The following is a 24,516-nucleotide window of genomic DNA, read 5'->3' on the forward strand; positions in this document are numbered from 1 at the left end:
CCAAGATTAAATAAGTTTTTGACTTTTTGCAACCTTAAAAAGTCTGGAGTTCCATAAATTATTTTGCATATACTTGTCTCGTATATCATTTTCACCTATAGCAAGTACATTCTTCTGCATTGACTTAAAAGCCTTGCTTAAATAAGCAACACTTTGTGAGGAACTTTCTCCGTAAAGGCGGACGGATAAATCATAGCATAGATACATGTATAAAGATGAATAAGGATCATTTTGGTGTAAGGACTCAACAGCTATACTTTCCAAATCTGATAAAAAACCTTTGCAAACTTCTACCTCATACATTTGTGAAAAATTAATCTTACAATTATAATAAGTATAAAAGGCATCAAATATTTTTTTACCGATAGACATATTATATATATTGGACCAAATCAAATCTTCAACCATACTAAAACCTGATTTTAAATTTGTAAATTCCATAAGTTTTGAATCATTATGTTCACTATAAACGGAAGATACGTCAAAACCCATTTTTTTAAAATCATTGTTTGAGACAGGGTAAAATAAAAAAGATTCCAATAAAAATAACAAAGCATCATCCGTGTAGTCTACATATTTCAATAAGATATCTTGAGCATTTTTTATTTGTCCCATATAAATTAAGGAACGCCCATACCAAGATTTACATAAGGGTTCTAATTTTTCAAAATATAAAGCAGCAAATTCAGAAGCAGATTTAAAACTTTCAGCGGCTTTACTGAATTCTCCTATCTGTAAATACACACGCCCTGTCATAAACAAATAAGGAATTTTCCATTTTTGTTCAAAATAATTATCAACAGCAGAGGATAAACGATCCAAAAAAATTATAGATTGCTTTAAATTATTTTGTAAAAAATAAACTACACTTAGATTGAATAAGGCGTTACAAATAAATGAAGTATCATGAGAATGTTCTGCATTATCAAGAGAATAAGAAAAATAAGTGATCGCATCGGATATTTTATTCTCGGAGAGATAAAAAAATGCAAGTAAAGAAAATGCTCGAAACTCTCCGGATTCCAATTTATTATCTTGAAAAAAACTAATCGCTGTTTTTATATATGCATAAGATTTTGAAGTATTATAATCGATATTTGAAATAATCGAATTTTGATAATATTTTAATGCATCATAAAAAACTTCGTTTTTATATTTTTTTAAATCCAAACCTTCAATAACATCATCAGAACAAGTGTGTAATAACGAAGTAATTAAAAAATCCGGTTTACATTTAAAATTTAAATAATCAAAAATTTTTTCAGTTTCCGGATTTGCATCTATAACACCGTTTTTGTATTTTTTCCATAAAAATTCAGCTATATATTTATCAATTTTATTTTTATTAACAGCAATACGTCTCTCAATTATCTCAAGTAAGCCGCAAGGGACGGAATAAAGATTATTTTCCATTAAAATAATACCTTCAGAATACATCCATGAATAAATATCATTGAAAAACGCCATACTTTTATTAAGCGAAAGCAAAAACTCATTTATCTCATCATAAAAAAAGTATTTACCTGAAGATAAAATAATATATACAAGCTCTAATAAGTCATCAGGAATACCGTATATGGACGGCAAAGAAAAATCAAAAGATTGAATGGTTATATTTTTATTAACAGCATATATTTTTTCTGCTTCTTCCAAATTTTTTTTATCATTTATATTATCTATTAAAACTTTTATAGGTTTGCCATTATTTTTTATTTTAATATAGTTTTTTAAATAAATTGCAGTATTGGTTAAAAAGGCATCTATAAAATATTGAGGCATCTCTTTTAAAAATCTATATTTTTTTAAATAAACATAAACATTCTTTGTAGATAAAAAAGAATTTATATCCCCATCTTCCATTATTTTTAAACAATCATCATCTAGGGGATTAGCCAGAATAAAGTTATATAATGCCCAAAAATAAGTATCATTTCGATGAAGCACAATTGAAGATTCTATTGTAATATCATTATGCTTACTGCTTATAGTTTCAAAAAAGTTAAAACCGGAGCATTCAAACATTGAATAATCAATAAGATTAAAATCAAGGTACTTTGAAAGTTTAATTGAAGCGTTTTCTGTTGCAAATAGTCCGTATTCCGGAATCAATTTTTGTTTGTATGATAATACACAATCCAACAAATAATCATTTGATTTTTCTTCTTCAGTATAATCAATAATACATCTAACTTCTGAAATTTTATTTTTATGTGAGATTAATATTTTATTCAAATTGTATAAAAAACGGGCAATAGAAAAAGCATAAGCAACCGATTCTCTTTTAAATAAAAAATAAAAACCGCCTTGAATCTGTAAAAATTCCGAGCCATTTGATACAGCTTCCTCTTTTATTAAATCAACAAACGAAAGGAAAGCTTTTAAATCAATTTTACGTAACTGTCTTTCATACACTACTTCTAAAAAAATACTGAACATAATTTATTCCCGATTAATAATACTAGCATTTGTATAATCATTATTTTTACCGAATTTATAGGTGATTATATCATCAATATATTTTTCTTCTGCTTTCATATTTTCTTTTTTCCAAATTTCATGCTTTTTTTCTTTTAGTTTTGAAATAACTTTTCTTTTTGATGCAGCTTCAATATATATTTTTCTTTTTTCATCAATAATCTGTTCTGCAATAATTAGCTGCTCCAATAATTTATCCTTTTTTTATCTAAAAAAATTATATAATTTTGTGCATTATGAAGATCAGGTATACTTATTTCATCAGACTGAGGATTAAATTTCAAACTTGTTTTAGCTTTTAGTTTTGCAATTTGTCTTAATTCAAGGTCTATGTAATCCTTATGAGCAATAGCATGAGCCAATTCAATTTCTGCTTGATGCTCACAGAATGAGCGCAGAGCTAAAAGTTTTTCAAGTCTAAACTCAAATCTTTTCATAACTTATCCCTCAGAATTTGCTTTATACAGTAAAGGGCTTTCGGAACTTTGAGCGTATTTTTTTATTGCGCCCAGACCTAAACCGGCTTCATCAAATTCTTCCGGAGGAATATCGATACCCGTAATATCGGAAAGTTTTTGTAAGGTATCTTTTAATTTTGCAGGATCATCCACCTCTTGAGTTAAAAAATCATAAATACGCGGGTAATGTTCGATAGCATCATCGATTGCTGCACTGCTTCCTTTTTGATAAGCACCAAGATTTATCATATCTTCGGATTCGGTATAGTCTTTTAATAAGGTACGCATACGTTTTGAGGCTGTTTTTGTATTTTGCCCGGATACTCTGTTTGACAATCTGGAAATACTTTTTAAAACATTAACGGCAGGATATTGACCGCGCTCTGCAAGGTTTCTGTCCAAAACAATATGACCGTCTAAAATACCTCGGACTGCATCCGAAATAGGCTCATTCATATCGTCTCCTTCTACCAATACAGTATAAAACCCTGTGATGGAACCTTTTTCGGAAGTACCGCTTCTTTCCAGAAGTTTTGGTAGAGAACTGAAAACACTGGGTGTATAACCGCGAGTTGCAGGAGGCTCTCCTATGGCAAGGCCTATCTCTCTTTGTGCCATAGCAAAACGTGTTACAGAATCAAAAAGAAGCATAACATCTTTTCCCTGATCTCTAAAATATTCTGCAATTGCCGTAGCAGTATAAGCACCTCTTATTCTTGCAAGAGCACTTTGATCTGAGGTTGCACTTACAATAACAGAATGTTTTAAACCTTCAGGCCCCAAATCATGTTCTATAAAATCCAAAACTTCTCTTCCGCGCTCTCCTATCAGAGCAATAACATTTACATCGGCATTTGTATTTCGAGCTATCATTCCAAGCAAGGTAGACTTCCCTATTCCCGTACCGGCAAAAATACCTAGTCTCTGACCGCGGCCGACTGCCAAAAGACCGTCAATTGCACGGATACCGGTAACAATTCTTTGCCTTATAGGTTTGCGTGTCATAGCATCGGGCGGAGGAGCAACAACGGGATATCTTTTAGCTGAATACGGTTCAGGTTTTCCGTCAGCCGATTTACATAAGGCATCTACAACACGGCCCAATAAAACATTTCCGACGGGAACGGATAATATTTCACCGCTTGCTATAACATAATCTCCTACCTTTACTCCTTGAACATCGGTATAGCTCATCAATTGAACCAAAGCTCCGTTTAAACCTACAACCTCAGCCTTTATACCTTCAGGATTATCATCGGTAATAATTTGGCAAAGCTCTCCTACGGAAGCTACAGGTCCCTCACTTTCAATAAGTTTATCATGTACACGAACAACATGACCGGTAAATTTTATCGGATCGGTTTCCGAAACAGCATCGGTATACTTATCAAAAATATCTACCATATCGGCACCTTAAATATTTCCGGTTTTTATCTTTGTCTTAATGGGCGATATTTCCAAAATCTTTTGTTCAAGTTCGTTAAGTTGGCTCGAAATACGTGCATCTATTGCCCCGAAATCCGTTTCAATTATACAGCCGCCCTGATCAACAGTAGAATCTTCAACCACTGTAATATTCTTAACATTTTCTGCAGCAGATATGAAATTCTTAGTGTGCTCTGTAGTCATTTTTACATCAGCTAAATTAACTCGGATAACTACGTCTCCCCTGCCTTTAACTTTACGCAAAGCATGAACAACATTAGAAACTACAACATTTCTCTGATTTTCGGAAATAACCTTAACAACCTTTCTTGTCATCAACAGAACAAGATCAACTATTTGCTGCTCGGTTTCTGAAAGAATTTCTTGGCGTCTATCCATAGTCTTATCTATGATTGTATGTAATCTGTCGGTTAGGCGTTGAACTTCAAGATGACCTTCCTTAAAGCCTTCTTCACGGCCGCGACTAAAACCTTCTTTATAAGCATCACGATTTACCGAATCTTTATTTTTTTCGGAATCGGCTATTATATCTCGGGCTTTTTGCTCGGCTTCGGCTATAATATCTTCGGCTTCTTTTTTAGCATTTTGGGCAATAACTTGAGCTTCATCCGTCTGTCTTTTTACTTCATCAAAGGCCGCATTTTGTGCACCTTGAATAATCTTATCGGCTTCAGCTTTAGCATCCGAAAGCATTTTTTCTTTTTGCTTTTCCCATTCAACTTTAAAATTTTCAGCTTCCTTTTTTAAATCTTCGACGGTAGGCCCCTCATAAACCGGAGCTTCTTCTTGAATAATTTCTTCAGGTTCTTCTTGAAAAGTTTTATTGAGCTGTAAAAGCACTACATCGCTATTATTTTTGTTTACCTCAAAGCCTCTAAAAATAGTTTTAGCCATAAGCAATTCTCCGTTTTATTTTATACCAATTCATCCTCTTCGGATCTGGCGATAACAATTTCACCCTTATCTTCCAAGTGCCTGATAATCGAAACAATCTTTTGTTGAGCTTCTTCAACATCCTTAACACGTATCGGTCCCATGTATTCCATTTCATCGCGGAGCATGGCACCTGCACGTTTAGACATATTCCTAAATATCTTATCTTGAACTTCAGCATCAACTTGTTTAAGAGCCTTAGCCATTTCATCATTATTAACTTCACGCAAGACCTTACTGATGGATCTATCGTCAAGCATAACAATGTCTTCGAATACAAACATCTTCTTCTTGATTTCTTCTGCCAAGTCGGGATCTTCGTCTTCAAGAGATTCGATAATGGATTTTTCAGAAGAACGGTCAACAAGGTTAAGAATCTCAACGATGCTGTCGACACCGCCCGCTGCAGTATAGTCTTCACTTGAAACAGTAGACAGTTTCTTTTCCAAAACGCGTTCAACTTCACGGAGAACATCGGGGGAAGTTGTATCCATAGTTGCAACGCGTCTTGCTACATCGCTTTGAATTTCATCGGGAAGATTTTGCAAAATCACCGATGCTTTTTGCGGTTCAAGGTAGGCAAGGATCAAAGCTATTGTCTGCGGATGCTCTTGCTGAATGAAGTTCAATAAGTGTGCAGGATCCGTTCTTCGAATAAAATCGAAGGGACGAACTTGCAGAGAGCTAGTGAGTCTATTTATTATCTCAATAGCTTTTTGACTTCCGAAAGTTTTTTCCAGAACATCTCTTGCATAATCTATACCGCCGGTTGTGATAAAGTTTTGAGCCGCCATTAAATCCTGAAACTCTTGGAGAACGGCATCTTTTAATTCAGCTTCAACACTTTCAGTTCTTGCAATTTCAAAAACTATTTTTTCAACTTCATCTTCACGAAGGCGTTCCATTATTTTAGCGGAGATTTCACCTCCGAGAGATACCAAAAATATAGCGGCTTTTTGCCTTCCGGTAAGAGAATTAATATCCTTACCTTTTTTTGAACTTCCTCTTTCTTTTGCAGGTGATACAGCCATATTATTCCTCCATGAGCCAAGTTCTAATTAAGAGAGCAACATCTTCAGGATGTTCCCTAGCCATATTGATGGCATTTTCTTGAAGCTCCTGACGTCTTCTCTCTTCAACCGTCATTGAAACATCGGCATCAGCCATTTGCTGATCATACAACATTCTTTCACGCTCCAACTGTGCCTGACGCAGAAGTTCTTCTTCGCGGAGCCTTTTTCTTCTTTCAATCTCACGGCTTATAATTCTATACAATATAAAGAAGAGTAATATTAATGCTATTCCCGCCAGTGAAAGCAAGAATATGGTTTGCCTTTGCAGAGCTTTAAAATATTCCCTATCTTCCAGTTCAAACTGAGATGTTCTATCAACCTTAACATTTACAACACTTACGGAATCTTTTCGGCTTGCATCAAATCCTATGGCATCTTTAATTATTTTTTCGGCCTGCTTTATTTCTTCAGAAGAAAGAGGTTTATATTCTCTTTCAATCATACCGTTTTTAATAATATATTTTCCGTTTACGTCTTTTTTCTTTTCCCAAACACCGTCAATGTTTACCGATACGGTCCTTCTTCCCATTTTTGGAAGGAAGACTTCTTTTATCTGGCTTGAACTTACAAGATGGTTTTCCTTTGTGATGGTCTGAGTCGAGCGTCCCACTAAATTTCTTGTGTCCTGATAAGAAGGAGGAGTTTGTCCCTCGGTTCCCACAGGCCCTTGAGGATTTATTCCGCTTCCTTCCCAGATAGTGGTTGCATTTTCCGAACTTACCGTAACCGATTGAACTACTTGAGAATCATCATAAGAAGTCTCAGGATTATCTTCTTTGATAACTGTAGGGCGTATTTCGGTCGTATCGGCAGAACGTTCAGACATATCCATATCAATTTTAACGTTTATATCTCTAACTCTGTCTTCACCGTATATTTTTTGTAAAGGAGTCAGTATGTTGGCTCCATATTGCCTTTCAAGTTTAGCAATAAACTTTTGCTGCTTCTCAATTAGAGTTAAGCGGTCGGCATCTTTCATGATTTCAAAATCGTTTAAAGGAATTCCGGAAGCATCGCTTATCGTAATATCTTCATTTTTTAATCCCGGAACCGCAAGCCTGAGCATCTTTTGGATACCTTCTATTTTCTTTCGATTGGCCGAAATATCACTTCCGGGAGCAGGATAAATAACTACGGTCGCAGTTGCAGGAAGCTGTTCCGATTCAAATAAAGCTTTTTCCGGTATTCGGACGATAACATTGGCATCATCAATATCGTCCAAGGCTTTTAAGTGTCTCTTTACTTCCTCAGTAATTGCACGGCGTAAATCAACCTCACGGTCAAATTCCGTACGCGAGTAGCGTTCAACATCAAAGAATGCCCAAGGACTTGTATTGTTAGGTATTAAATCTTCACGAATCAAAATAGCCCTCATCCTTCTGGCTGTTGCTTCATCGGCAACCGAAATTATCCCATCGGAAGAGATTTCAGTTTTTACATTTTCTTCATTAATGCGCAAGATAATTCTATCCCGCAGATCAATATCGGTTATCGCCATGTCTATTACGGCTACTGATGTCGGTTTTGAAGACCATCTACCGAGAACTACAACCAACACCAGAGCAAGTACAATTACCCCGATGATGATTCCTTTTTGGAGCTTTGTCCATTTTCCCCAAAGCGTCCCAAACTTTGTTTTTAGATTGTTAAACTTTTCGTTCATGTTTCCCCCCATGTACTGAACGAGCTTTGCAAGACTTTAAGTTAAAAGTCTTGCAGCCTATTTTTATCTCGTTGTAGTAATATCATTCCAAGTTTTTACTAAACGGTCGATTATGGTTTGCGCTAATTTAAGCGACAAACTTGCTTCGGCCATTCCCATCGTTATATCATGAACATCGACCGATTCGGGATCGACAATCATTTGTTCTCCCAATTTGTCCATGTTTGTTTGCTTTGCATTCATGCTGTCGAATGCTTTTAAAATTGTCTGCTCAAAACTTGCAGCTTCTTTATTTGCAGCAAGCTCAATCATGTCGGTATTTGAAACCATTTTGGCTCTAAAGTTATCGGTAACAACAGCATTAATTTTCGGAACATCCAAAAATCCCGGCACCGAATTTACATTTGCAACATTTACAGCGTTTACCATTTTTTTCCTCCCACTAAAATATTTTATCGTTCATTTTATCTTGCAATATCCAAGGCTCTTTGGAACATATCTTTTGCACCGTTTACAACGGCAAGGTTTGCCTCATAAGCCCTTGAAGCCGAAATTAAATCTACCATTTCGGTAACTATGTTTACATTCGGGTACTCTACATATCCTTCATTAGGGCCGTACTTTAAGGCCTTAGGATGGGTCGGATCATAAACCCAACGGGTATCGGAAGTATCTTTTTCTATCGAAAGAACTTTAACGCCCTCACCTACTCCTCTTTCTACATTTTGAGGAGTAAAAGGAGTCTGCCAGTCGATACCGCTTTTCTTTTGGCCGACTATTACACGGCTTCTTTTAAAAGGGCCGCCTTCTTGGGTTTCCAAGCTTGAAGCGTTTGCAATATTGTTTGATATTACATCGGTTCTAAGACGCTCTACACCCATTCCCGTAGCTGCAATATTTATACTCGTAAACAATCCCATATTTTTTCCTCCGATTCCTTATTCTACTTTAAAACCGATTGTACCTGATTGTACTGAAAACCTGCCATCATACTTAAAAGCTGATACTGCATTTGAATCTTCAATACCTTCATAGCTTCATCTTCAGGGTTTACATTATTTCCGTTTGCTTTTTCGGCAGTCAAATAATCCAAAACACGCACAGGCTCAACCGTTTTATAATCTATAGGCTCATTTGATTTTATGTGCAAGGGATGAGTTGTTGCAAGCTGAAAAGCTCCTTTTGCATTTTTTTCCGAATCAAATGCCCTTTTTAGTTCCGATTCAAAATTTACCTCAGTCCTCTTAAAATTAGGAACATCCGAATTTGCAAGGTTATTTGACGTAACGGTATAGCGCAAAGAGCTCACATCCAAGGCTCTGTGCAATATATCAGTTGTTCTTAAAAAACTATTAAAACCCATAATTCACTCCTAAGAACATTTTCGGCAAATTTTAAATACCCCTTAACCATATTATAGAATATATCGGGATAAATCCTGGTCCTGTACTATATCCTTTAACCTTTCATCAACATAGGCTACATCGATTTTTACCGTTTCGCCTCCCATTTCGCTTGCATTAAACGAAATATCTTCCAAAAGCATTTCCATAATCGTATGGAGCCTTCTTGCCCCAATATTTTCGTTTTTGCTGTTTACATCGGCAGCTAAAAAGCTCATTCTATCAATAGCTTCATCCAAAAATTCAATTTTTACGCCTTCAGTTTGCAAAAGCTCTGCGTACTGTTTGGTCAAAGCATTTTTAGGTTCAAGAAGAATGCGTTTAAAATCTTCTGCATGCAAGGCTTCAAGTTCTACACGTAACGGAAAACGCCCTTGAAATTCAGGAATCAAATCGCTAGGCTTTGATACGCTGAAAGCACCGGCCGCTATAAAAAGAATGTGGCGCGTATCGACAACACCGTACTTAGTGGAAACCTTTGAGCCTTCAACTATAGGAAGAATATCGCGCTGAACCCCCTCTCTTGAAACATCGGGACCGCCGCCTCGATCGGAACGGGAAGCAACTTTATCGATTTCATCAATAAATATAATTCCCATTTGCTCAACTCTTTGTTTTGCCTCATCCGTTACCTTATCATGATCTACCATACGGTCAAGCTGTTCAGCCATTATAATTTCTCTGGCTTCTTTTATGCTTACATTTTTACGTTTTGATTTTGCGCCTCCCATAAGCATGTTGGAAATATTTGACATTGCAGATTCTATATCTTCCATATTTGAACCGCCTGCAAAAAATTCGAATGTGGGTGCTCCCATGGATGGAGAAATAGTAACCTCAACCATCTTATCTTCAAGTTTACCCTCACGGAGCATTGTTCGGAATTTTTCTCGTGTGCCGCTCATATCGTTTTCATTTTGAGCTTTATGCTCTTCAACAGGTGCCGGAGAGTTCATACTTGGAATACTTATCGGTGTTCCGGCAGAGACATGAGAAGCATCTTGCGGCTGAGCGGCAGCTGTATTAGTTTTCTTTTTATTTGAACCGGGCAAAAGCAAATCCAATAAAGATTCTTCGGTATTTTTTTCTGCCTGTTCTTTCAGTTTTTCCTGCATTTCGCCTTTTACCATTGTGTATCCCACAGCCATTAAATCCCGAACCATAGATTCGACATCGCGGCCTACATAGCCGACTTCAGTATACTTTGTAGCTTCTACCTTTAAAAAGGGAGCTCCTGACAGTTTTGCAAGCCTTCTTGCAATTTCTGTCTTACCTACACCCGTAGGCCCTATCATCAAAATATTTTTAGGAGCTATTTCGTCTCTGATTTCTTCGGGAAGTTTGAGACGGCGCATTCTGTTACGAAGAGCAATAGCAACAGCCCTCTTCGCCTTGTTTTGTCCTATGATATATTTATCCAGTTCTGCAACAGTTTGTTTAGGCGTCAAATCTTTTAATTCTTCGTTCATTATATTTCCTCCATAACTATTTTTCCGTTTGTGTAAATACATATTTTTCCTGCAATCTGTAAACTCTTCTCTGCAATTTCACGGGCGGAAAGGTTTGTGTTTTGCATCAAAGCCAAAGCCGAAGCATAGGCATAGTTTCCTCCGGAGCCTATAGCAAGTACATCTTCTTCAGGTTCGATAACATCTCCGTTTCCTGAAATTAAAAGAGTAGTTTTTGCATCGGCCACAAGTAAGAGGGCTTCTAAATTTTTTAACATCTTATCGGTACGCCAATCTTTTGCAAGCTCTACAGCAGCTCTGGTCAGATCTCCTGAAAATTCTTTTACCCTGATTTCAAACTTTTCCAAAAGAGTAAAGGCATCAGCCGTTGCACCGGCAAAACCTGTGATAATTTTTCCGTCATAAATTTTTCTTACCTTTCGGGCATTTCCTTTCATAACGGTTTCGCCCATGGTTACCTGTCCGTCTCCGGCCATAACAATTTTTCCGTCTTTTCTTACGGCAATCACCGTAGTACTTCTCATTTTTTGACTCATCTAAAACTCCTATGAATGAGGATGAGCAGCCTTATATAGATTTTGAAGCTGCGCAGCCGTAATATGCGTATATCTTTGAGTGGTTGAAACACTTTCATGACCAAGCAATTCCTGTACAACCCTTATATCTGCACCACGTGTAATCAATGTCGATGCAAAACTATGCCGAAAAGCATGGGGTGAAAGATGTTTTAATTCGGGAGATACTTCAACATACCTGTTTATTATATAACGAATTCCTTTGCTTGTTAAGGGTTGAGCTTTTTGATTTATAAAAAGAGCATCCCTTATTTTTCCCGTATTGTCTTTTTGAACTTTTCCTTTATGCTTTTCAACTAAGACTGTTCTTTCTTTTAAATACTCTCTTAAATACTCTTTTGCAAATTCTGCGAAAAATACCTTTCTTTCTTTTTTTCCTTTACCGAAAACAATGGCAGAGGAAAGAGATTTATCCAAATCTTTTATATTGAGTCCGGCTAATTCCGAAACGCGGCAGCCGGTAGAATAAAGAGAAGCAAATAAAGCAGCATCCCGCGCTTCCCATAAAATACCTGCATTTGAAGGCAGCTTACAAAATTCTTGAGCTTGTTTTGGAAACATAAACACCGGAAGTTTTTGAGCAAGTTTTAAATTTCTTACAGAAGATATGGGATTTATCTTTGTCAAGTTAAATCTTAAAGCATACTTATAAAAACCTCTTAGCGTAGACATCATTCTGTTAATAGAAGCCGGAGCAAATTTTTTATCGGCAAGTTCAGCAATAAAAATTCTAATGTCTGAAGCCTTTAAGTCAAAAACATTTAGTTCAAGTTCTTTCAGCCATTCTTCAAAAATAATCAAATCATTTTTATAAGAATCTATTGTTGCCTTTGTAAATTGCCGCACTCCCGCACTATAGGAAAGATAGTTTTCAAATACTTCATTCATCACTTCTATCTACCTCCACATCTTCTACACCTTCTACTACGCTGTGCAAATAATCGCAATTAGGATTAATACAAGCCTTATAGTTTCCGTTTTTCTTATCATACTTTTCTACCATAAACCATCCGCATTTTGGACAAGAGGCATTTATTGGTTTAAAGTGCGAAATAAAATCACATTTAGGAAAATTTGTGCATCCGTAAAATTCTTTTCCTCTCTTCTTGGATTTACGGGCAATGATATCTCCGCCGCATCCTTCACGCGGACATTTTGCCAAAGGAATGGATTTCGTGTTTTTACATTCAGGGAAAGCACTGCAAGCTAAAAACATTCCGAAGCGGCCTAGTTTTTTAACCATCTTATTTCCGCATTTTTCACAAACTATGTCCGTGACTTCATCCAATGAACCTTTAATACTTTCTATATTTTCCAAAGCGGTATCTACTTTTTCTTTAAATGGGCCGTAAAAACTTTTCATCAACTTAGGCCATTCTATTTTATTTTCGGCAACTTCGTCCAACTTATTTTCCATTCCGGCAGTAAAGTTCACATCTATTATTTCGGAAAAATTTTTGACTAAAAGATTGTTGATAATTCTACCTAATTGAGTCGGAACGAGTTGTTTATTTGATCGTGTTACATAATAGCGCTCAAGCAAAACGGAAATAATAGGAGCATATGTAGAAGGCCGGCCTATTCCTTTCTCTTCAAGCATCTTTACGATACTTGCATCAGTGTAGCGTGCAGGCCCCTGAGTAAAATGCTGTTCCGGTCTTAAATTTTCAACACTAATTGCATCTCCCTTTTTCATAGAAGGCAAAGATAATCCTTTTTCATCTTTTGAAATTAATGTTTTTGTAACGGTGTAAAAACCTTTTTCGGTTATTTTTGTAGAGGTTGCACGAAAAATTGCATTTCCTACTTTTATTTCATAACTTGCCGTCTCTGTCTTTGCATTTTTCATTTGGCTTGAAACAAATCTCTCCCAAATTAAAGAATAAAGTCTTAACTGATCACGGCTTAAAAATTCTTTTAAATAAGCAGGCGTATATTCAACATAAGTGGGACGTATTGCCTCATGAGCATCTTGAGCTTTTTTTCCTGCAGCATACACATTTTGTTTTTCAGGTAATTCCTTAGGATGATTTTCATTTATCCACTTACGTACAGCATCTATTGCCGTATCGGAAATCCTTATCGAATCGGTACGCATATATGTAATTAAACCTACTCTATTAGAACCTACAGCAACTCCTTCATAAAGCTGCTGGGCTACTTGCATTGTTTTTTTCGATGTAAAACCTATTCGATTTGCCGCAACCTGCTGCAATGTAGAAGTCGTAAACGGAGGTCTAGGCCTAATGCTTTTCTCTGTTGTTTTAATATCAGAAATTGAAGCCGGCAAAGAGCTCAATCCTTTTATAATTGCATCAACTTCTTTTTGATTTTTTAATTCAGGCTTATTGTCATTGTATTTTACAAGCTGGGCTGTAAAAGAAGTCTTATTGTATTTAAAATCTCCGTCAAGTGTCCAATATTCATCCGGTATAAAATTTTCAACTTCTTCTTCCCGTTCACAGATTAAACGTAATGCAACGGATTGAACGCGGCCTGCCGACAATCCGTTTTTTACTTTTTGCCAAAGAAGAGGAGATAGGTTATAACCTACCAGTCTATCCAAAACTCTTCTGGATTTTTGAGCATTAACCTTTCCCATATCTATATCCATGGGATTTTTTACGGCTTCTTGAATTGCATTAGGAGTTATTTCGTTAAAAACTATTCTTTTTATCGGAGAAGAACATTCCGGAACCAAAGCTTCTTGTAAATGAAAAGCTATAGCTTCACCTTCACGGTCATTATCACTTGCAAGAAAAATACTCGAAGATTTTTTTGCTTCCTTTTTTAGTTCTTTTAAAATTTTAGCACGGCCTCTAACCGTTATATATTCGGGAGTAAAATTATGTTCTATATCAATTGCCAATCTGGATTTAGGTAAATCTATCAAATGTCCCATTGAAGCTCTTACGATATAATCGCTTCCTAAATATTTTTCAATCGTCTTAGCCTTTGCAGGAGACTCGACTATAACCAAGCAATGCTGTTTAGTTTTTTTTGCAGTACGTTTAGTTTTTTTTGTTTCATTCATAGTGTTTTCCATAAATCAATACCTCATAATCTATAAATTAGTAAACAGCATATTTTGCTGATTGTTTTTTAAATGATTTTCCGTAGGATATTTCCAGTCATGTAAAATATCATCTATGGATTTTATAGCAAACGCCCCTTGTTCGTAAAGAGCTTTACCGCCTTCATTTTGTAATGAATTAAGGAGAAGATTGCATACGTAAACATCCCTGCCTTGCTCCAATGCAAAGTCGGCAGTAATAAGAGCTCCCGATTTTTTCGGAGCTTCTACAATTATAACCGAACGTGAAAGTCCCGAAATAATTCTATTTCTTTCGGGAAAGCGGTAGGACAAGGGTTCCGTTCCCGAAGCATATTCACTTAAAATGCAGCCGCCAGATTCCAAAATATTTACAGCAAGTTTTTTATTTGAACGGGGATAAATCATTTCCGGCCCGCAGGCCAATACGGCCAAGGTCTTACCCTTTCCTTCAAGGCAGCCTCTATGAGAAAAAGCATCTATACCGAAGGCCAATCCTGAAACCACCGGAATATTTTTTTCGGCACATTCTTTTCCTAAATTCAATGCTTGCTCAATTCCGTCCCCAGTCGGGCGCCTTGTTCCTACCATTGCAAGCATAGGTTGTTCAAGAGACGGAAAATCCCCGCGATAAAACACGGTAAATGGATGATCGGGAATTTCCCGAAGCTGAGGAGGAAATACCGAGTCATAAAAATAAAGCATCCTTATATCGTATAAGTTCATAAGTTTTATACTTGAATCCGTAAGAGATTTAAGTAAATCTTTATCCCATTTTTTAGGTCTTACCGGCCTTTCTATAATTTCAGAAATATCCTTTATAGAAAGAGAAAGAAAGGAAGATAAGGAATCAAGTTTTTCAGACAAGATAAGCTTTTCTTTTCCTTTGAGAAAATAACAATGAGATAATCCTATATACAGCCTTTCTTTTTCGGATATATTCATTTTTATCTTCCTCCAGAACTCCTAATCTCCCTAATATTGCTTTCGGCCTTTGCTTTTTTTTCTGCACTGCTTGAAATTTCTATTATGCGTTCATAAACGGCAATAGCTTTTTCATTTTCACCTGTCATATAATAAGCAGTCCCAAGTAAAAATAAATGATCTATAGGCTTCTTTTCACACTCTGCAATTTTTTCCAAAACGGGAATCGCATCCGCAGGTCTATTTAATTCAAATATATACAATACCGACAACGCATAAGCAGCCTTGGAATGTTTAGGATCTATTTCAAGCGCACGAGTGTGAGCAGAAACTGCAAGAGCAAAATATCTTTTTTTCTCAATATCGGTTCCGGTTAATTCAAAATCTAAAGAATTTTTTGCCGTTAAACTCGCAGCAAGTCCGGTTTGATAAAATAAATTTTGATTTTCCGGATAATATTCCAATGCAGATTGAAAGGCCTGTAATGCTTTCTTATACATTTTTTGATCCATATATCTTGACCCGAGTATTTTATACCAAATACCTATGCGTCCTTCTGCAATAATTATATCATCAACTCTTTTTTCATATTTTCTTATAGCATCCTTTAATTCAGCTTCTGTATTAGGGTTGCTTACACCCTCTTCCAACTCTTGAAGACGGCGAAGACTTGTAACCTTATTACAGCTTCCCAATATAAAAGCCAACAACAAAATAATTATGACAGCGCAAAAATATTTTTTCATTTTATACCTCTTTCTAATTCTTTAGTATCAAAGAATTTATTATGATACATCTGCAAAGACTTATCCTCAATGTGCGTATAAATTTGAGTCGTAGAAATATCTGAATGCCCCAAAAGACATTGTACGGATCTTAAATCCGCTCCTCCGGCAAGTAAATGCGTAGCATAAGAATGCCTTAAAGTATGAACCTTTGTTTCAATACCGGAAAAATTTGAAAGTTCATTTATTCTTTTCCAAATTCCTTTTCTGGTTAAAACAGAACCGTGATTATTTAAAAACACGGAACCTGAATTAAAAGTGTTTTCAGAATGCTTAGGTTTTAATAGCTCGGTACGGGCTTCAAGTATATATTTTTTAAGCCAGTACTTTGCAGCACTTCCAAAAGGAACTATCCTTTCTTTATTTCCTTTTCCGGTAACCTTAATTAAGTCTTCATCATAAAAAATATCTTCCAGCTTTAAATTAACAATTTCGCTGACTCTAAGTCCTGCCGAATAAATCAACTCAAACAATGCCCTATCTCTGATGTTATTGGGAGAATTCAAAGGAATTGCAGCAAAAAGACTGTCTACTTCATCCGGAGATAAAACTCTGGGTAAAGTTTTTTCTCTTTTAGGTCTTTCGATACTCTCACTCGGATTATCTTTTCTAACTCCTTCGATAATCAAAAATCTAAAAAAGGAATTAAGAGCTGCAATATCCTTAGCAATGGTTTTAGCCATAATCCCGGATTCGGATCTATACAAAATAAAATCAATACAGTCGGCTTCAGTTGCATTTTCAATTAGAGCGACGGACATATGCTCTTGGAATAATTGTAAAGTGTTAATATACGTTTGAGCTGTTGCCTTGGAATGAGATTCCGCTGAAATTAAAAATCCGTAAAAAGCCCTTAGCTGTATTTTTGTCAGTTTATTTTCCTCCTTTAATAAATCATCTTAATGCACTTTGATTTCTGTAATATGCAGGAGTATCCAAATCACTTTCTACGGGAGGAACAATTGAACTAAATGAAGGTTTTTTTTCTGAAGCATAAACACCTTCATATTGCTTTTCTAAAGGAGCTTCGGTTCTGTTTCTTAATCCTAAACCGGAAAGACTTGGCGCCTTAGTTTTATTTAATATATTCCATTCGGTAGATGTCATAAAAGAATTATCGTTTAATGACGAGGCTTCTTCTTTTTCACGGGAAGATTTTACATTAACATTCAATTCATCCATCAAAAATGTATCATTAGGCCTAAAGCCGGTTGCGATCAATGTAACAACAACTTTATTGCCTACTGACGGATCAATAGTTGCCCCAAAAAATATAGCTGCATCGGGATCGGCACTTGCCGTTATAATTTCCATTATCTCCTGTATTTCATGCATGCTCAGCTTCTCATCACCACAAATATTTACCAAAATATTTTGAGCACCTTCAACTCTAGCTTCTTCCAAAAGGGGATTGTTTATTGCATTTGTTGCAGCATCCACGGCTCTATTTTGTCCTTCACCTACGCCTACGCCCATATGAGCATTCCCTTGAGCCTTCATTACTGATTTAACGTCAGCTAAATCAACATTAACTTCTCCATGTTGATAAATCAAATCGGAAATACCTTGAACGGCTTGACGTAATACATCATCAGCTTTTTTAAATGCCTCTACAACGGGAGTGGAAGGTTCTACCATTTTTAAAAGGTGTTGATTGGGAATAGTAATTACAGTATCAACCGATTCCTTTAATTTTTTTATTCCTTCTTCAGCAAGACTCATTCTTTTTCGGCCCTCAAATGCAAAAGGCTTTGTAACGACGGCTACAGTTAAAATCCCCTGTTCTTTTGCAATTTCTGCAATAATCGGAGCCGAACCGGTTCCCGTGCCTCCGCCCATTCCGGCAGTAATAAAAAGCATATCGGCATCCTTTATTGCATTTGCTATAGCCTCTCGGTCTTCAATAGCAGCCTGCTCGCCTATTTCAGGATCACCTCCGGAACCCAAACCCTTGGTAATTTTTGTTCCTATGGGCAATTTTAGCGGAGCATTTGAATGACTTAAAGCTTGAAGATCAGTGTTTGCAACTATAAAGTCAACATATCTCATATTGCTTGACAACATTCTGTTAACGGCATTTGATCCGCCTCCACCGGCACCTATAACTTTAATTACAGCCGGAGACCCTGCTCCAATTTGTTCGGTATTAACCTTATCTTCTACAATTTCATATAACATACCAATAACCCTCCCGTATGCAATTTTAAAATAATTCTTTTATAAAATCTTTTAATTTTGAAAAAACAAGTCCCGAATTTTCTTTTCTGGAACTTGAAATCCGACCAATCTTATTTTGATCATCGAATCTATGTAATATTAATCCCAACACTGTAGCAAATTCAGGGCTTCTATACTCGCCGACAAGACCTCCTATAGTTGAAGGGATTCCCAATCTGGCAGACTGCATTCCAAAAATTTCATCTGCTAACTCTGTAGTGCCGTTTAACAATGCGCCTCCGCCGCATATAACAACGGAGCCTCCAAGATGAATACCATGCAGCATACTGTCCACCTTGTTTTTTACCATTACGAAAATTTCAGCCATACGTGCCTGCAATATTTCGCATATTTCACTTCTATATATTTCTTCAGGCCCTCTGCCTCCAAAAGAAGGCAGCAAAACTTGTTCGTCGGATTCCACAAACGGCATCCAACAGCAACCGCTTGAAATTTTTATTTTCTCTGCCATATCAAACGGAATATTTTTTACAATTGCAAGATCATTTGTAACCTGCACTCCTCCTACAGGTAAAGAATATGTAATTATAGGACCTCCATTTTGCATAACAACTATATCGGTGGTCTCTGCTCCAATATCTATTAGAATTGAACCAAGTTCTTGCTCATCGGTTGTCATTACAGCTCTTACATCAGCCAATCCGTTATACATTAAGCCGTCAATATTTAAATTGGATCTTAAAACACAATTAGGTATATGCTTTATAGGCGTAACGGCACCTGTAATTACATGCACTTCCGCTTCAAGTCTGATACCTATCATGTTCAAAGGATCTTTAATTCCATGTTGTTTATCCACACTATAAGAATAAGGAATCACATGAATTATTTGTCTATCCATAGGAAGCTCAAAAGTTTTCGCCGAGTTAATTACAGCTTCTATATCCGTTCGATCAATCTCTTTATTGTTTTTACCCTTATCTCTTATAGGAAAAACGCCTTTAGAATTTATACCCTCTATATGAACTCCTCCTAATCCCACGGTACATTGAGAAATATCCACACCCGACATTACCTCAGCCTCATCTACCGCCTTATTTATTCCCTGGACAGTATTTTCTATATTTGTAACTATTCCCTTACGCATACCTGTAGACTCGCTTATTCCGATACCCGTAATTTGTAAATGGCCTTCTGCATTTTTTTCGGCAACAACAGCCCTAATATTTTTAGAGCCTATATCCAATCCTACGATTATATCATCACTCATACTCAGCCTCTCTTTTTATATAAACGGCATTAGCTCCCCGTAAATCAATTCCAATAATATCTTTCTCTAAATTTATATCTTTTACAACATCAAGAATAAGCATCATGTACCGTAAAGATTCATCCGTCAAAAATTTATCCGTTATTACAGATAATCGGCTTTTCAACGGGTAAATAACCAAATCATATCCTCCGTATTTTTTAGGTTGAATTTTTATTTCTGAAATTTCATTTACTAAAACCGGATATTTTTTTTGTAGAATATCAAGTTGAACAAAAAGCTGAGAGAGTTTTTCATTAATTTGCATACCTTCACGCGGATTTTTAAAAGTTAGTCCCGTAACAATCGGTAAATTCGTTTGAAGTATAGGAGAACCTATTCTAAAAACGACTCCGCATCCGTCAATCTCCATTGGAACAGTCTTTCCGTTAACTTCAGTAAAAGCTACGGCAACAGCTTTTCTCTCAACTATCTTAATCGAAACTTTATCAGGAAATTTTTTTTCTACTGTGGCAGATGATATTCCGGGATATGACACTAATCGTCTGGAAATTTCAGATGAATTTATACTAAGCCATTTGGTATTATTATCTATACCCGCAAGTTTTTTTACTTCGATGGAACTAATATCCAAACAACCTGATACATTTATGACAGCTATGGAATTATAAGGCAAAATAACGGCATAAAATACCGCTTCACCTATTAAAGTTAAAACAAGTGTAATAATAAAAATTTTAATTATAATAGGTTTAAATTTAGATTTTTTTTGAGATGCGGCTTTTTCATCTTTAAAAAACGCATCACTCAAATATTCATCTTTATTCCAATTATATAAAATATCCGCCATTTATTTCTCCTTTTTTTTCACATAGCCGGATGCATTTAAAACCAAACCGCATAAACAAAATGTAACTACCAATGAAGATCCTCCGGATGAAAAAAACGGAAGAGGTATGCCTGTAGCAGGAAGCAGTCTTGAAACAACAGCACAATTCACAAGAGACTGAATTATAATACAACTTACAGCTCCGAAAGATACATAAGCCCCGAATCTGTTTTTACAACCGAACGCTATGCGATAACCAAAAAATGCAAAAAACGCAAGCAGTGCAATATAAAAAATAACGCCGATAAATCCCATTTCTTCCGCCCATACAACAAAAATAAAATCGGAATATATTTCAGGTACACTTGCAATTTTTCGAATACCGTTACCTAAACCCTGCCCCCAAAAACCGCCGCTGGTTAAAGCATTAAGAGAGGCTTGTATTTGAAAACCAGAATCTAAAGGATTCCGTGAGGGATCTAAAAAAGAAAGAATCCGTTCCATTCTATATTCCTTTGTAACAATCATTAAAATCACGAGCGGACTAAACGACACTATAGCTTTTACAAACCATAAAAGAGGAACTCCTGCTATAAAAAACATAAGTACACCAATCAATAAAATAAATATTGATCCGAAAAAATCATTTCCCAAATATACTAATAAAGCAAAGAAGGACATTATAATAAAAGGTGTAATTACTGAAATTAAAGGCTGATCATAATTTCCTTTTTTCTTATCAAAAAAATTAGCTAAAAATAAAATCAAAGAAAGTTTAAGAAGTTCCGAAGGTTGAAATATAAAACCGGCGATATTAACCCATCTTAAAGCTCCGTTTCTCTCTTCTCCAATACCCGGAACAAACGGTAATAAACAAAAAATTAAAGTTACAAACATTATAGCAGGCAATATTTTTCTTATCGTAGAAAAATCGGCAAAGAGAAAAAACGTCATTGCGATAATACCTAATATAAAATGTTTTATCTGTTTAGTTACAAAATAAAGATGATTATCAAAAATACGTTGAGCGTAATAAATAGATCCTGAATATAATGTTGCAAAACCAACTCCAAATAAAAGAAGAACGGACATAGCAAACACAAAATCATATTTTTCGGAACGAATATTTTTTTTTGCAATAATATGTTTTACCATTTAAAACTCCCCTTCTTTTAAAACAGGTTCCAGTCTTTCAAGAGCCATAGATCTTGAACCTTTTAATAAAACAAAATCATCCTTACATAAATTCATTTTAAGATTTGTTTTTAAAGAATCGAATTCATCCGTCTTAAACAAATATATTTTCTTTGAGCTATCAAATCTTGTATTTTCATAGGCGGCCTTACAGACAGCCTTACAGACAGCCTTACAGGCAGCCTTACAGGCAGCCTTACAGGCAGCCTTACAGGCAGCCTTACAGGCAGCCTTACAGGCAGCCTTACAGGCAGCCTTACAGGCAGCCTTACAGGCAGCCTTACAGACAGCCTTACAGGCAGCCTTATAGGCGGAACAAATATCATCTCCAAAAAAATATAAACTATCGGCATTTGATTTTAATGCTTCCTCTATAATTTTTTTGTGTTGAATTTCAGACTCCTTTCCAAGCTCAAGCATTGAACCCAAAACATAGTGTTTTTTTGACTCGATGTTTAAAGAATTACAAAACCTGATTGCACTTTCCATTGAGTCGGGATTTGCATTATAACAATCTAAAAAATAGGTTACAAAGCCGTGCAGCACTTGAGATCTACCAAACAAAGGCCGCACAGCTTCTAAACCCGATTTTATTTCCTTAGCTGAAAATCCTTTTTTTTCCGATAAGGCTATACATAAAAGAGCATTTTTTACATTATAAACTCCGGGTAATGGAAATAAAATTTCTTCTCCTCTATAAAAAATTTTTGACCCCATCACTCCGGCATCTTCAACCTTTTGAACTAATGAAGAATCATTATCCGAAACCGTAAAAATCGAACCATGCAAAACATCTTTTAAAAAATCGGTAAATTCACATTCCGGAATAAAGCCTAAGGCATCATCATTAAAGCATGAAAAAATTTCTTTTTTTTCCTCAGCAATTGCCTGCTTTGTGCCGAGAATACCGATATGGGCGGTTCCTATATTTGTAATTATAGCTGCGTTTGGTAAAAGAACTTTTGTTATTTCAGCTATCTCACCCCTACGATTCATACCGAGCTCAAATATGCCGGCTTCATGTTCGGGACGGACATCAAAAATCGAAAGAGGTAAACCCGTTTCTGAATTCAAATTGCCCTTTGTCCAAATAGTATTATATTTTTGAGAATATATTGAAGCTAAAATTTCTTTTGTAGTAGTTTTTCCGCTCGATCCCGTTATACCGATTTTATATAAATTCGGAAATTTTTTCAGATAATAACCGGCAGCATCCTGCAAAGCTTTTAAATTATTTTTTACGGCAAGACAAGAAGCTCCATACTCTTTACAAAGAGAGATAAGATTGTTTTCATTTTTTTTAAGATGTTCAAAATCAACAACAAAAAATTTACTCCCCTTTTTTAAAGCAGACTCTATATAAATATGTCCATCCTGATTTTCACCTCGTAAAGGAATAAAAAGAGAATTATTTTTTACCTTACGGCTGTCTATCGCTACAGAAGAAAAACTTTTCGACGGTAAAGATAAAAAAATAAGTTTACCCTCCGTACTTCGTAGCAGTTCTTCAAAGGTCATAAGAGGATATTCTAAATTTGTTTTGCAGTTTTCTTTATCCATCCTTATTCTCCTTTGAAATTGAAACCCTCAAAATCTCGCCCGACAAAGCCTTTCGCATTTTTAATTCTTCAACGGCAATTTTTTCTATACGCTCCGGTTTTGATAAAATTGAAATTCCTGAAATTTTATTTTTATTTTCTTCTACAATTCTAGCCTGTTCTTTATTATAATCCGCCAACTCCCTCTCAACACTTACATATCTTGATGATTGCAAAACAATCAAAAACAATAAAAGAGGAATTAGTAAAGTTAAAACGATTGCAAATATTTTTTTCATTTTTGAATCTCCCTATAATCAATTTTTCGTAAAACCCTAAGACGGGCACTTCGCGAGGGAGGATTCAATCTTATTTCTTCATCCGAAGCCTTAACGGCTTTTTTTGTTAAAATTTCAGCTTTAGGCCTGCCCCCGCACTTACATATCGGCACATTTTCAGGACAGGTACAGTTTTTTCCCAGTTCTTTAAAATAGAACTTTACAATTCTATCTTCAAGAGAATGAAAGGTAATAACTCCAAACCGTCCGTTAGGAGCCAAAACCGAAAAAGCCGCCTCCAAAAGACGAGGAAGTCTATCCAGTTCTCCATTCACTGCAATTCTAAGAGCTTGAAAAGTTTTTGTCGCAGGATGAATTTTTCCATGTCTGTAGTTTTGAGGAACCGCCTTATAAATACAATCAGCCAATTCTTTTGCATTACTAAAAGCAGTCACAGATCTTTGTTCAACTATACGGGAAGCTATTTTCCTTGAATAACGTTCTTCGCCGTAATTAAAAATCAAATCCGCCAAATCTTTTTCATTATAAGAATTGACAATATCGGCGGCACTTACACTAAGCTCAGGATTAAGTCTCATATCCAAGGGTTCGTCAGAAGAAAAAGAAAACCCCCTTCCCGATTTTACATAGTGAAACATAGATATACCCAAATCCAAAAGAATTAAATTGGGAGGAATAAAGTCTTTAGGATAGTTTTTAAAAAATTCATCTGACCAGCCTAAGTGAAAATTCACACGATCTCCAAAAGCTTTTAATCTTTCTTTTGCACGCTCTTGAATAGAAGCATCGGCATCAACACCTATCACCTTCAGTTGAGGATATCTTTTTAAAAAAGCTTCAGTATGCCCTCCTTCGCCCAATGTTCCGTCTACAAAAAGATTATCAGAAACATTCGGTTTTAATAATTCAAGACATTCTTCAAGCAATACCGATCTGTGAACTGGCTGCATAA

Annotated in this window: 24 protein-coding genes; all 24 read right to left on the reverse strand. The window is 35.9% G+C overall.

What is annotated here, in order from left to right:
* Positions 1-6: 6 nt before the first annotated feature.
* The 24 genes from JO40_RS12615 to rsmH all read right to left on the reverse strand — a co-directional run bounded on the left by JO40_RS12615 (position 7) and on the right by rsmH (position 24,514).
* Positions 7-2,436: a tetratricopeptide repeat protein gene (locus JO40_RS12615; RefSeq protein WP_044979608.1), complete on the reverse strand. Its 2,430-nt coding sequence runs from the start codon at positions 2,434-2,436 to the stop codon at positions 7-9.
* A gap of 3 nt (positions 2,437-2,439) precedes the next feature.
* Positions 2,440-2,664, reverse strand: coding sequence for a flagellar FliJ family protein (locus tag JO40_RS14955; RefSeq protein WP_245608919.1), 225 nt, complete (start codon positions 2,662-2,664; stop codon positions 2,440-2,442).
* Complete coding sequence (gene fliJ, locus JO40_RS14960; RefSeq protein WP_245608920.1) at positions 2,652-2,912, reverse strand: flagellar export protein FliJ; 261 nt, start codon at positions 2,910-2,912, stop codon at positions 2,652-2,654. The genes JO40_RS14955 and fliJ overlap by 13 nt, the downstream gene beginning before the upstream one ends.
* A 3-nt stretch (positions 2,913-2,915) precedes the next feature.
* On the reverse strand, positions 2,916-4,337 hold the full coding sequence (fliI, locus tag JO40_RS12625; RefSeq protein WP_044979609.1) for a flagellar protein export ATPase FliI: 1,422 nt from the start codon (positions 4,335-4,337) through the stop codon (positions 2,916-2,918).
* A 9-nt stretch (positions 4,338-4,346) separates the two neighbouring features.
* Entirely contained in the window at positions 4,347-5,273 is a 927-nt protein-coding gene (gene fliH, locus JO40_RS12630; protein WP_044979610.1) for a flagellar assembly protein FliH, read from the reverse strand.
* 20 nt (positions 5,274-5,293) lie between these two features.
* Positions 5,294-6,343, reverse strand: a complete 1,050-nt coding sequence (gene fliG / locus JO40_RS12635; protein ID WP_044979611.1) for a flagellar motor switch protein FliG — start codon at positions 6,341-6,343, stop codon at positions 5,294-5,296.
* Between the two features lies 1 nt (position 6,344).
* Complete coding sequence (gene fliF, locus JO40_RS12640; protein WP_044979612.1) at positions 6,345-8,048, reverse strand: flagellar basal-body MS-ring/collar protein FliF; 1,704 nt, start codon at positions 8,046-8,048, stop codon at positions 6,345-6,347.
* A gap of 63 nt (positions 8,049-8,111) precedes the next feature.
* Complete coding sequence (gene fliE, locus JO40_RS12645) at positions 8,112-8,477, reverse strand: flagellar hook-basal body complex protein FliE (protein ID WP_044979613.1); 366 nt, start codon at positions 8,475-8,477, stop codon at positions 8,112-8,114.
* 35 nt (positions 8,478-8,512) lie between these two features.
* Positions 8,513-8,968: a flagellar basal body rod protein FlgC gene (gene flgC / locus JO40_RS12650; RefSeq protein ID WP_044979614.1), complete on the reverse strand. Its 456-nt coding sequence runs from the start codon at positions 8,966-8,968 to the stop codon at positions 8,513-8,515.
* 23 nt (positions 8,969-8,991) lie between these two features.
* Positions 8,992-9,411: a flagellar basal body rod protein FlgB gene (flgB, locus tag JO40_RS12655; RefSeq protein ID WP_044979615.1), complete on the reverse strand. Its 420-nt coding sequence runs from the start codon at positions 9,409-9,411 to the stop codon at positions 8,992-8,994.
* Between the two features lie 51 nt (positions 9,412-9,462).
* Complete coding sequence (gene hslU, locus JO40_RS12660) at positions 9,463-10,920, reverse strand: ATP-dependent protease ATPase subunit HslU (protein ID WP_044979616.1); 1,458 nt, start codon at positions 10,918-10,920, stop codon at positions 9,463-9,465.
* Entirely contained in the window at positions 10,920-11,456 is a 537-nt protein-coding gene (gene hslV / locus JO40_RS12665; protein WP_044979617.1) for an ATP-dependent protease subunit HslV, read from the reverse strand. The genes hslU and hslV overlap by 1 nt, the downstream gene beginning before the upstream one ends.
* A gap of 9 nt (positions 11,457-11,465) precedes the next feature.
* A complete protein-coding gene (locus tag JO40_RS12670; RefSeq protein ID WP_044979618.1) occupies positions 11,466-12,383 on the reverse strand; it encodes a tyrosine recombinase XerC in 918 nt (305 codons plus the stop codon).
* Entirely contained in the window at positions 12,376-14,541 is a 2,166-nt protein-coding gene (gene topA / locus JO40_RS12675) for a type I DNA topoisomerase (protein ID WP_044979619.1), read from the reverse strand. The genes JO40_RS12670 and topA overlap by 8 nt, the downstream gene beginning before the upstream one ends.
* Before the next feature lie 18 nt (positions 14,542-14,559).
* On the reverse strand, positions 14,560-15,492 hold the full coding sequence (gene dprA, locus JO40_RS12680) for a DNA-processing protein DprA (protein WP_044979620.1): 933 nt from the start codon (positions 15,490-15,492) through the stop codon (positions 14,560-14,562).
* A gap of 2 nt (positions 15,493-15,494) precedes the next feature.
* Positions 15,495-16,217: a tetratricopeptide repeat protein gene (locus tag JO40_RS12685; protein ID WP_044979621.1), complete on the reverse strand. Its 723-nt coding sequence runs from the start codon at positions 16,215-16,217 to the stop codon at positions 15,495-15,497.
* The gene (locus JO40_RS12690) at positions 16,214-17,128 is read right to left on the reverse strand and encodes a site-specific tyrosine recombinase (protein WP_044979622.1); all 915 of its coding nucleotides are present in this window, start codon (positions 17,126-17,128) and stop codon (positions 16,214-16,216) included. Before JO40_RS12690 ends, JO40_RS12685 begins: the two co-directional genes overlap by 4 nt.
* A 22-nt stretch (positions 17,129-17,150) precedes the next feature.
* Positions 17,151-18,434, reverse strand: a complete 1,284-nt coding sequence (ftsZ, locus tag JO40_RS12695) for a cell division protein FtsZ (protein ID WP_044979623.1) — start codon at positions 18,432-18,434, stop codon at positions 17,151-17,153.
* A gap of 25 nt (positions 18,435-18,459) precedes the next feature.
* Entirely contained in the window at positions 18,460-19,704 is a 1,245-nt protein-coding gene (gene ftsA, locus JO40_RS12700) for a cell division protein FtsA (RefSeq protein WP_044979624.1), read from the reverse strand.
* On the reverse strand, positions 19,697-20,554 hold the full coding sequence (locus tag JO40_RS12705) for a cell division protein FtsQ/DivIB (RefSeq protein ID WP_044979625.1): 858 nt from the start codon (positions 20,552-20,554) through the stop codon (positions 19,697-19,699). Before JO40_RS12705 ends, ftsA begins: the two co-directional genes overlap by 8 nt.
* Positions 20,555-21,688, reverse strand: a complete 1,134-nt coding sequence (gene ftsW / locus JO40_RS12710; protein WP_044979626.1) for a putative lipid II flippase FtsW — start codon at positions 21,686-21,688, stop codon at positions 20,555-20,557.
* Positions 21,689-23,287, reverse strand: coding sequence for a UDP-N-acetylmuramoyl-tripeptide--D-alanyl-D-alanine ligase (locus JO40_RS12715; RefSeq protein WP_245608921.1), 1,599 nt, complete (start codon positions 23,285-23,287; stop codon positions 21,689-21,691). It abuts the gene before it with no gap.
* Positions 23,280-23,564 carry a cell division protein FtsL gene (locus JO40_RS12720; protein ID WP_044979627.1) on the reverse strand — a complete coding sequence of 95 codons (285 nt, stop codon included), beginning with the start codon at positions 23,562-23,564 and terminating at the stop codon, positions 23,280-23,282. Before JO40_RS12720 ends, JO40_RS12715 begins: the two co-directional genes overlap by 8 nt.
* Entirely contained in the window at positions 23,561-24,514 is a 954-nt protein-coding gene (rsmH, locus tag JO40_RS12725; protein ID WP_044979628.1) for a 16S rRNA (cytosine(1402)-N(4))-methyltransferase RsmH, read from the reverse strand. The genes JO40_RS12720 and rsmH overlap by 4 nt, the downstream gene beginning before the upstream one ends.
* Positions 24,515-24,516 lie beyond the last annotated feature (2 nt).

Origin of the sequence: Treponema putidum (assembly GCF_000755145.1) — a bacterium.
Lineage (GTDB): Bacteria > Spirochaetota > Spirochaetia > Treponematales > Treponemataceae > Treponema_B > Treponema_B putidum.